Source organism: uncultured Shewanella sp. (assembly GCF_947495455.1).
GTDB lineage: Bacteria > Pseudomonadota > Gammaproteobacteria > Enterobacterales > Shewanellaceae > Shewanella.
This window is the reverse complement of record NZ_CANLZC010000123.1, coordinates 1-14964: the sequence shown is the minus strand read 5'-3', so window position 1 is coordinate 14964 and position 14964 is coordinate 1. Positions and strand designations below refer to the sequence as shown.

General features: G+C 40.2%; 14 protein-coding genes. 4 read left to right on the top strand and 10 right to left on the bottom strand.

The window, feature by feature from the left end; all coding sequences use genetic code 11:
* Positions 1-617: 617 nt before the first annotated feature.
* The 5 genes from Q0791_RS21860 to Q0791_RS21840 form a co-directional block, all read right to left on the bottom strand.
* Positions 618-1916: a glycerophosphodiester phosphodiesterase family protein gene (locus tag Q0791_RS21860; protein WP_299011209.1), complete on the bottom strand. Its 1299-nt coding sequence runs from the start codon at positions 1914-1916 to the stop codon at positions 618-620.
* 132 nt (positions 1917-2048) lie between these two features.
* On the bottom strand, positions 2049-2642 hold the full coding sequence (gene lpoB, locus Q0791_RS21855; RefSeq protein ID WP_299011207.1) for a penicillin-binding protein activator LpoB: 594 nt from the start codon (positions 2640-2642) through the stop codon (positions 2049-2051).
* Between the two features lie 23 nt (positions 2643-2665).
* On the bottom strand, positions 2666-4003 hold the full coding sequence (locus tag Q0791_RS21850) for a hypothetical protein (RefSeq protein WP_299011205.1): 1338 nt from the start codon (positions 4001-4003) through the stop codon (positions 2666-2668).
* Positions 4000-4512: a peptide deformylase gene (gene def / locus Q0791_RS21845; protein ID WP_299011203.1), complete on the bottom strand. Its 513-nt coding sequence runs from the start codon at positions 4510-4512 to the stop codon at positions 4000-4002. Before def ends, Q0791_RS21850 begins: the two co-directional genes overlap by 4 nt.
* A gap of 109 nt (positions 4513-4621) precedes the next feature.
* Positions 4622-4834: a SlyX family protein gene (locus Q0791_RS21840; protein WP_299011201.1), complete on the bottom strand. Its 213-nt coding sequence runs from the start codon at positions 4832-4834 to the stop codon at positions 4622-4624.
* A gap of 642 nt (positions 4835-5476) precedes the next feature.
* Between Q0791_RS21840 and fkpA the strand changes: the two genes are divergently transcribed.
* From fkpA to Q0791_RS21820, 4 genes are all read left to right on the top strand, one after another.
* A complete protein-coding gene (gene fkpA / locus Q0791_RS21835; RefSeq protein ID WP_299011199.1) occupies positions 5477-6292 on the top strand; it encodes an FKBP-type peptidyl-prolyl cis-trans isomerase in 816 nt (271 codons plus the stop codon).
* Positions 6293-6423: 131 nt separating this feature from the next.
* Positions 6424-6798, top strand: coding sequence for a YacL family protein (locus Q0791_RS21830; protein ID WP_299011197.1), 375 nt, complete (start codon positions 6424-6426; stop codon positions 6796-6798).
* Between the two features lie 304 nt (positions 6799-7102).
* Positions 7103-7441: a P-II family nitrogen regulator gene (locus Q0791_RS21825; protein WP_299011195.1), complete on the top strand. Its 339-nt coding sequence runs from the start codon at positions 7103-7105 to the stop codon at positions 7439-7441.
* 18 nt (positions 7442-7459) lie between these two features.
* Positions 7460-8710, top strand: a complete 1251-nt coding sequence (locus Q0791_RS21820; RefSeq protein ID WP_299011211.1) for an ammonium transporter — start codon at positions 7460-7462, stop codon at positions 8708-8710.
* A gap of 325 nt (positions 8711-9035) precedes the next feature.
* On the opposite strand, the gene Q0791_RS21815 is transcribed toward Q0791_RS21820, so the two are convergent.
* The 5 genes from Q0791_RS21815 to Q0791_RS21795 all read right to left on the bottom strand — a co-directional run bounded on the left by Q0791_RS21815 (position 9036) and on the right by Q0791_RS21795 (position 14765).
* Positions 9036-10343 carry a DUF4785 domain-containing protein gene (locus Q0791_RS21815; protein ID WP_299011193.1) on the bottom strand — a complete coding sequence of 436 codons (1308 nt, stop codon included), beginning with the start codon at positions 10341-10343 and terminating at the stop codon, positions 9036-9038.
* Positions 10344-10353: 10 nt separating this feature from the next.
* Positions 10354-11211 (bottom strand): hypothetical protein, encoded by an 858-nt coding sequence (locus Q0791_RS21810; RefSeq protein WP_299011191.1) that lies wholly within the window; start codon positions 11209-11211, stop codon positions 10354-10356.
* A 511-nt stretch (positions 11212-11722) separates the two neighbouring features.
* A complete protein-coding gene (locus tag Q0791_RS21805; RefSeq protein WP_299011188.1) occupies positions 11723-12733 on the bottom strand; it encodes an SGNH/GDSL hydrolase family protein in 1011 nt (336 codons plus the stop codon).
* A gap of 147 nt (positions 12734-12880) precedes the next feature.
* Positions 12881-14224 (bottom strand): cytochrome c, encoded by a 1344-nt coding sequence (locus Q0791_RS21800; RefSeq protein ID WP_299011186.1) that lies wholly within the window; start codon positions 14222-14224, stop codon positions 12881-12883.
* A gap of 7 nt (positions 14225-14231) precedes the next feature.
* Positions 14232-14765: a 2Fe-2S iron-sulfur cluster-binding protein gene (locus Q0791_RS21795; RefSeq protein ID WP_299011184.1), complete on the bottom strand. Its 534-nt coding sequence runs from the start codon at positions 14763-14765 to the stop codon at positions 14232-14234.
* Positions 14766-14964: the final 199 nt, after the last annotated feature.

The following is a 14964-nucleotide window of genomic DNA, read 5'->3' as shown; positions in this document are numbered from 1 at the left end:
ATCTACGCATCACGATTATTGGCAGTGATCATCAATATTAATTCTAATCCATTGCAATTGGCATAATATGTGGCTCGCAATTGCCGATGACAGCGTTTTATACGCATCATGATTATGGGCAGTGATCATCAATATTAATTCTAATCCATTGCAATGGGCATAATATGTGGCTCGCAATTGCCGATGACAGCGTTTTATACGCATCATGATTATGGGCAGTGATCATCAATATTAATTCTAATCCATTGCAATGGGCATAATATGTGGCTCGCAATTGCCGATGACAGCGTTTTATACGCATCACGATCATGGGCAGTGATCATCAATATTAATTCTAATCCATTGTAATTGGCATAATATGTGGCTCGCAATTGCCTATGACAGCGTTTTATACGTATCACGATTATGATCAGTGATCATCAATATTAATTCTAATCTATTGTAATTGGCATAATATGTGGCTCGCAATTGCCCATGACAGCGTTTTATACGCATCACGATTATGAGCAGCGATCATCAATATTAATTCTAATCTATTGCAATTGGCATAATATGTGGCTCGCAATTGCCCATGACAGCGTTTTATATGCATCACGGGCAGTCATCATCAAAATTAATTACAATCCATTGCAATTGGCATAATATGTGACGGTGGCTGGCCAATCAGAGAAAACGCCGATGACGCCAACATCTTGTGCGAGTACATTCAGTAGTTCATAAGTATCACCATCTTGCCCAATACTATCGCTAATACTTTGATAGTACCAACCGCCTTGATCTTTTAATAATCCTGAGCGCTCTAACGTCCAAGTGATGATCTTGAGATTGGCTGCTGCTGCGGCTTTTGCATAGTTTGAAGGCACGATATGCTTGTTTTCATCTAAGGTGACTAATACCCATAAAGGAGGCGCGATAATATTTATCCCTTGATTTTTTAACTCATCCATTGTTGGAGACCAGCTCTCAGAAATGTTGGGATCAAAATCGTCAAGATCATATCGGCCATCAAGGTAAACACCTTGTTCGGCGTATTCAGGATGGCTTGTTAACCAATATTGCAGGTCGTCTAAGTTAAAGGATTGGGGAAAGACATTTGATGGGGGGACATCGGCAGCAATATATTCATCGAGCATTTGCTTGGCAAAGTCCGATTGGCTATAGCCATCATAGGGCATAGTGACACTGGGGCTTTTTAATTCAGGTGTCATTTTAACGCCAGCGTCTTTAAACAGGGATATACTTTCTGCATGAGTCATGACGGTACCGCAGCTTGAGTAGAGATCGGTACGCCAGTTGGCTGTACCTTCCATATACTCTTCTGCTGTTAATGCATTGGGATTAAAGGCATCCATTTTTCCGCATAAAGACTTAAATTGTGCCAGCGTAATATCACTGGTGCAGCAAGTCGCGCTCGCGTTAATACCGTTATCGAGATCGGCAGGCGTAAAAGGTTGGGTGCATTGGTTGGCCAGTTCTGGAAAGGCTAATATATTGGTTGTACTGGCAAGATCGCATTGAGAGTGACGACATACCAGTTGTTTATCTGAGGTAAAAGTGACGTCACATTCTACGATTCCAGCCCCTGAGTCAATGGCGGCTTGGTAAGACTCTTTGGTATGTTCTGGAAATTGCATGGCGGCGCCACGGTGACCGATTGAGAAGTCACTGCGATAAAAAGGTTGAGTTGAACATTGTGAGAGCGCCGTTTTTAATTCGCTTTCTTTCATATCTCTGACGAGAAATAAAGGTCTAGGACCAAGTTGAGCGGTGACTTTTTCTATCGGTTGAGTTTCAAGTGTTTGATCTTCTACCAGTTCGGCAGGAAGATCATCTTTGTCATCATTACAAGCGGTTATTAATGTTAGGCAAGCGATAAGAGAGGCGAAGTGTCGCGTTTTTTTTGTCAAAAACATCATGGTCATTAACGTCCATAAAGAGAAATGAAGGTTAGCATAATGCTTGTAAATGACAATTTTGCAACAAAAATATTACATTTAAGGGGGGGGAGACGACTGGCATTAATTAATGCCAGTACCTGAAAGCGAGGGTTACATACCTAGGAAAGATCTTGATTTCACCTTACGAATTTCTTTTTCATCAGACCATTCAATGAGACCTGTTTGCAGATCCATTAAACGCATCGTCATTTTGTAATAAACATCTTTTGTGCTGCCAGCTTGCTTAACAATGCTCGATAGATTGCCATAAAGCATATATTGTGCACCAATTTGACGACCAAAGTTAATGGCGGTTGAAGGATCAACCATGCCTGAATTATTTTGATAATCTAGCTGCTTACGTACTGCATCGACCTTGCTCATGTCGATGAAGCGGAATTTACCAGATCGTAATAATTGATTACTGATAGAGTCAGTAACAGATTCTGTATCGATATGCTCAGAGGTTTTATTTTTGATACGATCAACAAAAATAATGGGGCGGTCATTCGCTGTCAATGCCACAACAGGGGGAAAAGTGAGCATACTGTTGACCATTTTGGTTGTAATCGCTTGAAGATCCGTCGAACCAAAATTGGCGTTAACCGTTTCAACTTCAGTGGCATCGCCATATTGTACTTTTGATTGACAACCGGCTAAGGCGATTAAAAATGTAATAATAAAAATTGACTTAAGGTTTTTCATAGTGAATTCCATACAAGTGATTGCTAAATAATGGTTGAATAAAATCGAGTATACGTACCTGTATCTATTACCCAAATTAAGGTTGTTCTGTTAGATTCTATATTAATTGGGGTCGTTGAATTATTATCCAATTGAATGTCATATTGGCCAGAATTCAGGTATTTTCGTGCAATTTGAGCTTGTTGAGGTAAGGTTAACCAGCTTCGCCTATCCGCTTGTTCTGACACTAAATTAAAAATTTGAATAGCGGCAGAACCCCAGTCACTGGCTTTTTGTGCCAGTGAATATTTAGCATAGACTCTCGCGACTTGTCGAGCAAGCGCAGCCGGTAAATCTTCTTTTAAAGCCGTTATTGCCAAAGCGCTAATATCGGCAATGGGTGCGGCTTGAAGTAAGGAACCGATACCTTGAATGCGTGCCGATCGAACTTGAGGCACTCTAGAGGGGTAGGTTGCTAAGGAAATACTTTGCCATTGATCCTTAATAGGGAAGGGGACAGTGAAACTTTGTTTGGCAGGAACAAAACCTCGCTCAATAAGAAAGATCACTTGTCCTTGACCCGCTTTAGGAAAAATAGCGTCTCCCCAGCGACGCTTAAATTCAGCGTATTGTGGCATGCCTAGTTGTTTCGCTAATCGAACAAGATCTTGATGCACATAAGGGTTATTCGGTGAGATTTGAGCGGCTTTTCGATAATCAATAAAGGCATCATTGGGCTCGCCAAGGACTTCATGTAATACGCCTGTGGTATAGTAACTATAAGCGTTTAAAAAAGCGCTGGTGGTGCTGCCTGCTGCTCGGCCGAGTTTATTCATTTCAGTATTGACAGTGCCATTTGACATGGCTTGTACTGATTGATTGGATTCTTCGTATTTAGCCTGTTCCGTGCTTTGTAATTCATTACTGCGCCTGACTTCGACTAATGCACCTTCAAAATCATTGCTAAAAATATAATTCAACGCTTGATATTGATGTAGCATGATCCGTTCGTAGCCGGGACCGCGATAGGGGATGACATTATCATTAATCAGTAAACTACTGGCAGTTGCGCCTGTGTCTGTTACGCTGATGGTGGCTTTGTTATCAAAGGTAATATAATCATTAACTGCTTGTCGGTAAAGGGCTTTACTGGCTTCAAAGTCACCTCCTATTTGCGCGACACGCCCTGCTTCTTGTGCGTATAATAATCCGTCATTACCTGATATTTTTGGAGTAAGGCGGCTTAAGCTTTCAAGTGGCGTATTGGTATTAAGCTCCGCTTTAACTGAAGCAATTTGTGAAGGGTAGTTAATAAAAACACTGTTAATGGCGCAGCCCGATAATGTCAGCAACAGTAAGTAGAGAAGGTACTGTGCTTTCATTGGTTTACCTTAGGTGAATGTTTTTTATCGGTTATCATATTTTGAGTACGCGCTCTTTGATCGATAGTGATCCCTTGCAGGTGATCAAATTCATGTTGAAAAATGCGTGCAATAAAACCAGTCAATCTTTCTTCTACCCATTTTCCTTTAAGTGTCTGATATGTTACATCAATCCATTGGTGTCTTAAAATAGAAAAGCGTTGGTTTTTGATGGATAAACAACCTTCTTCACCGGCTTCCATTATGTCTGATGTGGTTAATATGGATGGATTAATCACAACGATGGGAGGGACAAGTGGTGCATCAGGGTAACGTTCATTAGGATGAGAAGCCATAATGAACAAGGCGATACTTTCATGAACTTGTGGGGCGGCTAGCCCTACTCCTTTGGCTTCTTGCAGCGTATTGAGCATGGTATTGGCTAATGCATGAATGTGTCCATCAATATGGGTAATATTGTTGGCTCTTTGTGCAAGGATCCTTTCTCCGACTTGAGCGATAGGCAGCATAAGATATGTGACTCCATGTTTAGCGCTGATGATTGTCAATCTGAATAATTGATTCAATAAGTATATTCAAACTCGCTGACATTGCAGAATTCAACTTAGGTAGAACAAATTAATAATGAGGGGGTGGTGTTTCATCGGCTTGACTGGCTATATTGCTGGGCTCAATGGTTTGAATTTTTGTGACCAGAAGTCTAAGTTGCTCTTGTTGGGTCGCAATAATCTCATTGAGTTTAATGACCTGTTGATTGAGTTCTTCTATTGTAATATCTTGAAAAGATTGTTTCATTTCAAGTTCTTCAATGCGTTCTAGCATTTGTTCCATACTTGACCTCTAAAGGGAAATACTGAGTCGAATGAGACTATTCAGACTGGTATTTTTTGGGTTTTAAAATCGATCTCAATTAAGAGGTTCTGTAAGCCATCCACTTCTATCTTGATTTGAAATGAATTTGCTTGAAGATTATTCTCTTAGATATAGCCAATATTATCAAGAAAAGAGTATACTCTTTTTGACGGTTTTTAGGTGAAATAGTTCGGAAAATTATCGACCTAAGCTTTAAGACATTTTTGTCGTTTTATTGATGTGGTTGAAGTTTAATATTGATTATTTGAGTATGCTTGATTAAAAATGAATCGAGCACAATAAGGCAAGGAAAGTCAGTTGAACTTTTTAAGGGGGCCTATGTCTCAAAGCAAAGATCCCGTGTGATTAAGGTTGCCTTAATGTATCTCATGGCATAATCATGAAATACTGTTAATATTTTATGCATGTGTGATGGAATAAAGACGGTATACAAATGAGATTATCTTATAGTTTTCAACCGTAATAGGATGATTTTTTAACCGTAACAATGCATTTATTTAATCTAATTGGTATAACGTATTTAACTAGTATAAGCTGTTATACCTAACTGTAAGAATCGAGTTTATTATCATCAATTATAGATGCTGAGGAAGCTTTTCAATGAAATCTATTTACAAATTTTCGCTAGTTGCGTTAGCTGTTGTTGGTCTAAGTGCATGTAATCAAGAGAAAGCAGCTGAGTCGACTGCAACGACTGCGGCGCCAGTTCAACTGACTACTGAAGCACAAAAAGAAGCCTATAGCGTTGGCGCATCTATCGGTACTTACATGGTTGGTCATATCAAGGAACAAGAAGAGCTGGGTATTCCTGCAGATAAAGCACTGATCATTACAGGTTTTAAAGATGGATTAAATAGCAATCTTCAATTATCAGAAGAAGATATGCAAAAAATACTTCAAGGCCTTTATGAGAAGTTAGATAAAAAACGTCAAGAGCAAGCGGCTGAAATTGCAGAGAAGAATGAAAAAGCCAGTGAAGCATTCTTAGCTGAAAATAAAGCTAAGAAAGGAGTTGTGACGACTAAATCTGGTCTTCAATATCAAGTGCTTAAAGAAGGAACTGGTAAAAAGCCGACTGCTGAAGATACGGTTACTGTGAATTATGTTGGTACCTTAACTGATGGAACTGAATTTGACAGCTCTATTGCTCGTGGCAAGCCTGCAACTTTCGCATTAAACCGTGTTATTCCTGGTTGGACTGAAGGCTTACAATTAATGCCAGTTGGATCTAAGTATAAGTTTGTTATTCCTGCAAACTTAGCTTATGGCGATCGCGATATGGGTACCATTCCAGCGAATTCAACCTTGATTTTTGAGGTTGAATTATTATCAATTGATACACCAGCTGCAGATGCTAAAGAAGCACCAAAAGCAGAACCTAAAGCTGAAACTAAAGCGGATGCCTCTAAGAAGTAAGCATTTCGATAGAGATAATATAAAGCCACTTACATTGTAAGTGGCTTTTTTTGTTTCACTGGATGAATGCAGGATCGGTAGATATGGGTTAAAATCAAAGTTGAAACTGATTTTTGATTTGAGTTTGCTTTATGGAATATGAATTTTTACGTAATAGTATGACGGGCACTTTTTTAGCGCGTTTTAGTATGGAACATGCGATTTTGGGGTTATGGTTTTCAGAAGAGCTAGGCGATGATAAAGATTTTTATGTTGAAATTGGGCAAACGATTGCGCAATTACAAGCTAATCAAATTGCCAATAAAGTCTTTGTGGGAAAAGGATTATCGATTGAATTAGATAATGAACAAGTGCGTGTTTTTGCTAATGAAATCGATATGGAGCAAGATATCGATAATGATAGTGGTTTCTCTTTATATGACAGTGAGTCAGAAGCCTTTTGTGGATTAGAAGATTTCAATGAGGTTTTGCTTAGCTGGCGTCGTTTTATTGATGAAAAGCATTAATAAAAACGATTCATTCCTTGTTCGCTTAATCTATGGCAGCTTTCTTGCTGCTTTTTGCTTTCTATTACTTCCTTATCCTTTCTTTTTATGATGCTTCAACTTTGTGCACTGATATTTTTTGTGCACTAAAAGAGTGCATTTTTCTGCCTTGACTCTTAATCATATTTATTATCTTACTGAAGTATAGTGACTTTTATACTTGGCCTGATGCTTGAAAGCTCACACGCTAGATGAATCGATGCTCTCTCCCTTTGAGGATTGCTCGGTATCGTTTTAAAAATAAAATGTGTTCAGGAGGCTGGCGATGAAATTAGTGAGTGCCATTATCAAACCTTTTAAATTAGATGATGTACGAGAAGCGCTAGGGGAGCTGGGAATTGAAGGGATCACAGTGACTGAGGTCAAAGGCTTTGGGCGCCAAAAAGGTCATACAGAGCTTTATCGAGGTGCAGAATATCGAGTGGATTTTTTACCTAAAGTGAAGCTAGATATTGCCACTCGAGCCGATAATGTTGACATGGTTATTGAAGCGATTATTTCTGCGTCAAGAACGAAAAAAATAGGCGATGGGAAAATATTTGTGTCTGATCTCGAGCAAGTTATTCGTATACGTACGGGCGAAACTGACAGTGAAGCGCTTTAAATGTGGAGCCAATGAATGATGAAAGAAATATCACAAATAAACCTAACAGTATCAGAATTGCGTTTTGCATTAGATACATTCTATTTTCTTATTTCTGGCGTATTGGTTATGTGGATGGCGGCAGGTTTTGCGATGCTTGAAGCTGGGTTAGTCCGCTCTAAAAATACAACAGAAATTCTCACTAAGAATGTTTGTTTATATTCTCTGGCTTGCATCATGTTCTTACTGGTTGGCTATAACATTATGTATGTTAATAATGTCGCGGGTAGTTGGTTACCGTCAATAGCAATGTTTATTGGTGAGCAAACAGGTGATGCGACACATGCATTAAGCAGTGACTTCTTTTTTCAGGTGGTCTTTGTGGCTACGGCGATGTCGATTGTATCAGGAGCAGTTGCAGAGCGCATGAAGCTTTGGGCGTTTTTATTGTTTACTGTGGTGATGACAGGCTTTATTTATCCTGTCGAAGGTTATTGGTCTTGGGGAGGCGGTTTTTTGGCTAAAGCAGGATTTGTTGACTTTGCAGGAAGTGGCATAGTGCATCTTGCGGGTGCCGCTGCGGCTCTTTCTGGTGTGTTATTACTGGGAGCAAGAAAGGGAAAATATGATGCTAAAGGCAAAGTTAATCCGATCCCGGGTTCGAATTTACCTATGGCAACACTGGGCATGTTTATTTTATGGATGGGGTGGTTTGGCTTCAATGGCGGATCGCAACTGATGATTTCTAACCAAGTGAATGCAGAAGCCGTGGCAAAAATATTTGTGAATACGAATTCTGCAGCGGCATTTGGAGCTATTTCAGCCATGTTAGTGTGTAAAATGGTTTGGCGAAAAGTGGATTTAACTATGATTTTAAATGGCGCGCTTGCTGGATTGGTTGCCATAACGGCCGATCCTGCTTCTCCTTCACTGATGATGGCTGGACTCATTGGTTTACTCGCAGGCTTTGTGGTGATTTTTGCCATTATTGGCTTTGATCGCTGTCAAATTGATGATCCCGTTGGAGCGATTTCTGTGCATGGTGTCGGAGGCTTATTGGGTTTGCTGTTAGTGCCCTTAACCAATCATCAAGCCAGCTTTTTGGGGCAATTATATGGAGCGAGTGTGATTTTCGCTTGGGTGTTTATTACTGGTGGGATCACTTGGATGGTGCTGAAGAAAACGTTGGGTATTCGAGTCAGCGCTGAACAAGAATATGATGGTTTGGATGTGTCTGACTGTGGTGTCTGTGCGTACCCAGAGTTTGTTGCGATGACAAATTCTGATTAATCATTGATAAATAACCTGAACTCGGGATAATGAGTGTCAAAAATGTTAGGGAACCCATTTAATATCAAAAAATTGAATAAAATTGGGTCATTCTTTATTTTCGAACTTGGCTTAATACTGCAATTTTTGTCGATATCAAGGCGGGATTTCGTATCTAATAGCGGGCTATTAGTAGAAAGCACAACACAGATAGGGGCAAAAATAGTGCTATTAAGCGGCGCTGCTTATCCCGAGTTCAGGTTAAATAGCTCTCCATAGAGAGCTATTAATGCCCGTGATACTTGAACCTGCATCTTCAAGTGTTACGGGTATAAACTTGCTCAATTTAATTAAAAGTTAACGCTTGTGCTTGATAGCTTAATCTTGCCATTTGACTTTGATCTTTTAACTCTAAAGCGGATAAAGTGAAAGGTGCCTTAAGACCTGATGCTTGAATGAGTTTGGGATCTAACATGAGCTTTAATTGTGAGTTATCGAGTGTGAGCCAACTCGCTGCTTGTGTCGTTAAAATGGCTTGGCTTTGACCTGACTTGTCTGTGCCGCTAAGGATTGCGCTGACTTCATAGCGGCCTTCGTTAGCGATATCAAGATTAAGCAACAAGTATTGAGCTTGTTTATTGTGATAGATGATTTGGATCTTATCTGTAATTTTAGCTGAATTGACGAAAGCCTTAAATGCTGTTTTAACTGTTCTTACAACGGGTAAGCCATCGACTTGAGTGTCAATATTGACCACTATTTCACTTAATCCCGCATTATGAGTAGATAGTGCAATATTGTCAGGTAGGTGGGCTTGCCAATGATCTTGATGTGAACTGACTTTAAGCGGGGTTTGCTTGCCTTGATTATTTTGTAAAAAAACTTGAGGTAATAGCTTTGCATTACTTTGGCTTAAGTCTAAATTAAAGCGAATGGCCTTTGCGTGTTGATTAATGGCAATTGGCGCATTTAAGCTTAGCTGAAAAGGCGAGTGTTTTTCTTTAACATTAATCAAATAACGCCCATCAGCAGGTAATTTCTTTGTAACTTGTAATCGATATTGTCCAGGCAGTGCCTCACTGGATAGCGTCAATGCGCTAGAATTATCATTTAGCCCTGCTGTGGCTAATGCATCGGCATCCACAACTGAGTATATTAATGACTGGGGCTTGTCAAGAGGGTTTTTTATCGTGCTTTTCTCTTTTGGAGTCACAATAATGTCATCAGGTGAAATCCTATCAGGAATATTGAGATTTGTGATTGTCTCATGCCTAGGTGCAATACGAATAATACTCTTAGTTTGACTAATACTAAAGTCAATGCCTTGATTGAGCTGCGCCCCCGTGACCGTTTTCCAGTACTGATCGCTTTGGCTGGTTTGTGTCCTAGCAGGGGCAAAGTGCTTTTGATTGGAGGCTTTTGAGACATAACTTGTGTATTGACGACGGGTGTTGATAGCGGGAAGCGTGTTGATTTGCAGTGAATTTGAATAAAGATCCTTTGCAGTTGGTGTGGATAAGGTCAGTATTTGACTGACCAATGGTGTGTCTTGTGTATTGTGATTTTGAAGATCCATAGCTGACGCTATCGGTGATATTGCCAACGTAGCGCTTAGCAAGAGTAATGCATGAGTCAATTTAATGAATGATGGCATGGTCGTTTTCCTAAATATGTTGGCGAAGAATAGTGTCTAAATTGAAGCAGGTTCGACGGCTTTGTTGGTGGCTTAACGGCTCGCTATCATGGGTTTTATTTGTATCTAAAAACCATACTGTGCCAGCAGCATTTTGAGATTGGCAATCTAAAAAGCCGTCGGAACAATCATCGAGCCAATTTTGTGTGGTTTCCAGAGCGACTTGGCTGGCATAACCACCACAATAGCTGTCATGATCCCATACTGCAGAGCTCACATCTGAACCAACGACGGCTTCAAAAGGCTTTAATGTTGCAGGGCGATTTTGTGTGCCATAGAGCCAAGTTTCATTATAAAAGTCCATCCAACTGACTTGTTGCTGCTTTACCGCATCACTTTTATAGCCCAATAACCATCCTACGGCTTGCTCAAAGACATTGCCTGCAATAGCCGCATCGGCAAGAGGAGTCCCACCACTGGAAGGGGCTAATGCAATCACATTACTGGTAGCATCTATGATTGCACCGTAGGAGGGATCCCATGTTGGGTTAGATAAAATCCACCGAGCAATATTTCCCCCGTTGGAATGTGTGATCATGATCAAATTATCAATATTATTATTTGTGATAAAGTCATTGAGTTGGTTGGCTAAACAACCAGCAGCGGTGTCATCCCACATGTATTGATCAAAATCACAGTTGATGACAGTGTAGTTATTTGGGTTATTGAGCCCTTGCCGAACAGAGTCAGTAAATTCGGCGGTCCAATAATCATTAAGGGCGTTGGTTTGTTTACCTGTTCCATGTACAAAAGCAAGGCCTTTTTCGGCATAGCTTGAGGAGCAGATAGAAGTCAGACTGAGCAGTAACAGGATGTTAAATATCTTCATTGGCGTATCTCATGTTATTTTGATTGCAATGGGGTATTTGATCCATCAATTAGGCACTAACATGTCAATTCAATGGAATATAGGCATGAGCAAGCACTGATAGGTTAAAAAAGCGGCCACTTTTTATTGTCAGTTTATCAGTATGATTGCTTATCCTAGATATTGAATATGTTAGGAAAATAATTTAGGACAAATTAAAATGAGCAGAGTGCAGAAGTACAAAAAAATCCGTTTTCTTGTATTCACTGCCTCGTACCTGTGTGACGGCTAGAGACTCAGGTATGTGTTCACAAGTTATCGACTCTAGTCATATAAGATAGCTTGCAGGCATAACCTATCCATAACATTTTAAACACGCAAGTGTGTTCTGCGGTACCTTAGTACTAGTTAGCGAATTTAGTCTTGCTAAATATATAGCGTGTGTTTTAAACGCTAACGCAATAAGCATAATTATGATTACAATTGATTGAGTTATTTTTGTTCAATCCGATTTAATTTATTTTAATCCTTTTTATTCTTTTTTGACTAAAAATTGATAAATAGCCTTGGCGATGAGACTATGCACTTGCGTGGTTGGGTGGGTTCGATCAAAGTAATAATAGGTTTCAGGATAAGCTTTCAGAGGGCCTTGAGGCGTTTGATAATTGCCATTGTTGACATACACAGGCGTGGTGACATGCTTTAACGTATAGTCTTGACCCTTAAAGTGATAGGGGTAACCACCTTGTTGTATTTTCTCATGGATATTCTTTTCAAAATTATGCAAATCGAAGAGTTTAACGGATTGGGTTTTGGCTAATGTCAATAGCGCTTTATTAAATGTATTGACCGTTTTTTCGACTCTTTGTAGATAAGTTTTCATTGCGATGTTTGGCTTGGCTAAGTGGATAGCTTTCGCCTGATTATTAACAATGGGGGTATGTGTCAACACTGGTAAATTGATCAGTAATAGATGCTCAGCGCCTTGCTGTTTTAAGAACTCGACTTGTGTTTGTATGGCCTTAATTGCGCGATTAACCAAAGCTGTTGGTGTGTTACTGGTTGGCATAAAGTCCAGAATATCATTAGTGCCAATATAGATAATGAACAGACTTTTTGCGATTTCCATTTTAGTTGGAAATGTATTGAAATATTGCACCACTTCACCAGCTAGATCAGGGATTTCATAGGACTTAGTGCCATAAGAAAATTCAACGGGCAGGTAATAAGGTCCCTTAGATAATGCTTGTCCATAGGCATAGTTTTTAAGTTGCCTTTTATCAAAAGGGTTGAGTTTGAAATGGGTGGTTAAATATTCACTCCACACCATGCCATTACTGAAGCGACCTAAATAATAGCGGGGTCCTCCGGGGTAAAAGCCATAGCTGACATTAAAGTCATTACCATTATCGGAATAACTGTCCCCAAACACGACAATATGTTCAATGGCATTGGTCTTGGTGATGTCATTTGCCATGACAGTAGCATGAAATAAAGTCATTATGGTAATGAGGAAAACACTTAAGTACTGTTTCAATCCCATGGTAAGCTCCATCAATTATCCTAACGGAACTTAATTATAGTTGCTTAGAAAAATGATATTCGTGGAATAGAAGACAAAGATAAAGAAAAGAGAAAAAAAAAGCATCTCATTTCTATGAGATGCTTTTTTTAATTAAGCTTAAGTGCATTAATGGCTGGCTTGTTTTTGTATATGTCCGCTATTACCTTGGAATAAATAGCCTTCTTCTTCTAATTGCTTACGGATCTTGCTGACCATAGTGGCGTCCACCTTTGAGTCAGGCTGGTTACCCCAAGTGACTCTGGCAAAGTTCACTAGCTCGGCCACTTGTTCATCTGAGACTTGCTCATTGAAATTTGACATGGCAACAGAGCCTTGGGTGAGACTTTGTTGCTTGCTAGGTAAGCCTCTTAATATGACCGCAACGGCGTTAAAAGGTGAATGAGCACTGAAGGTGCTATTTTGATTCAGTGAAACCACGGCATTGGGTTTGCCTAGACCATCAATACCGTGACAACCGGCGCAGTAATTGACATAAGTGCCGTATCCCGAAAGCGCTTTTTCACTGTCTGTGAGGTAACGAGGGGCTTGTGAATTGGCGCTGAGGTCGGTGTCGCTGGGCGTATTGACTTCATCAAGATCCAATAAATAGGCCGATATGGCATTGAAATCATCTTGTGTCATGTGACTCAGGCTATGGTTGACTACCATAAACATGTTGTCAAAGGTGATCCCCAGCTTGGACTCGCCTTGCTTGAGAAATTGATTCAGCTCTTTGACTGTCCACCCCTGCCTTTTTAATTCGCCTGGCGTAATATTCATTGCATTCCAGCCTTCTAATATCGCACCTTCTAGTGCTTTTTCTGGCTGCATGGCAAAGGCGAAGTTTCTTGGTGTGTGGCATTCACCACAGTGACCGGCGGCTTCAACAAAATATTTTCCTTGGTTCCATTGCTCACTTTTATTCGGATTAGGAATAAAGTCATTGTCATCAAAGAAGAGTTGATTCCATCCACCTAACCCAAAGCGAATATTAGCGGGAAAGATAAGATCGTTACTCATATTGGGTGTAGCAACGGGTTTAACCGATTGAAAGTAAGCCCATAATGCATCCATATCTGCATCGTTTAATTTACGATAAGACGTATAAGGCATTGCTGGGTATAAATTACCCACATTTTTAGAGTAACCATACTTAACGGCACGATAAAAATCCTCACGGCTATAACCGCCAATACCATAGGTGGGATCGGGAGTAATATTGGTGGAATAAATGTCGCCAAAAGGAGAAGCAAAATGTACTCCACCCGCAAAAGACGCGCCATTTGGCGCGGTATGGCAAGCCACACAGTCGCCTTCAATCGCAACCTGACGACCACGCTCTATGAGAGCATCATGACTCACAATTTCATTTGAGACTGGATTAATGACGGCATTTTTCCCACTGCCTAAATACACAAAAGTGAGCGCAAAAATACCGGCGATGAAGCCAATCATTATGATATTTTTCATGGTGATCCTATTGAATAAGCTCTGGCGTTGACAGAATTAAATTTTCCATGGCTTCGTAATACTTGACATACCCAGTGCAGCGGCAAACATGCTCACCTAAATTATTTTCAAGTGATGCGCGTAATTCTGCTTTTGCAATGGGCTTTTGTTTAAGGGATTCATAGAAGCCAACGGCTTCATTGACAAAGCCTGAAGTACACCATCCACATTGAAATGAGAAGTTTTCGATAAAGGCTTGTTGTACTGGGTGTAATACCACTTCTTCTGTTTTGACATCAATAGTGGCATGACCTTCAACAGTGACTAAGTTCATGCCATTAAATGCGCCTACACCATTGATACAAGTTCTATGGGTAATTTGCTTCGTTTTGGTTTGTTCTAAAATCACACAAGCGTGACAGACACCCGCACCACAACCAAATTTAGTGCCTGTAAGGTTTAAATACTCATGTAAAAATTGGATCATCATGGTATTTTGTGGCACATCAATGGGGCCGACTTGTTTGCCGTTAAGGATAAATTCTACTGTGATTGTGCTCATGGGTTGATTCTCGCTTTGATCTGCTGCGGTGTAATAGGAGTGTGCTCAAAGCGCTGGCCTATTGCGTTGATGGTGTTCATGAATTGATCCTTGCTTTGATCTGCTGCGGTGTAATAGGAGTTTGCTCAAAGCGCTGGCCTATTGCGTTGATGGTGTTCATGAATTGATCCTTGCTTTGATCTGCTGCGGTGTAATAGGA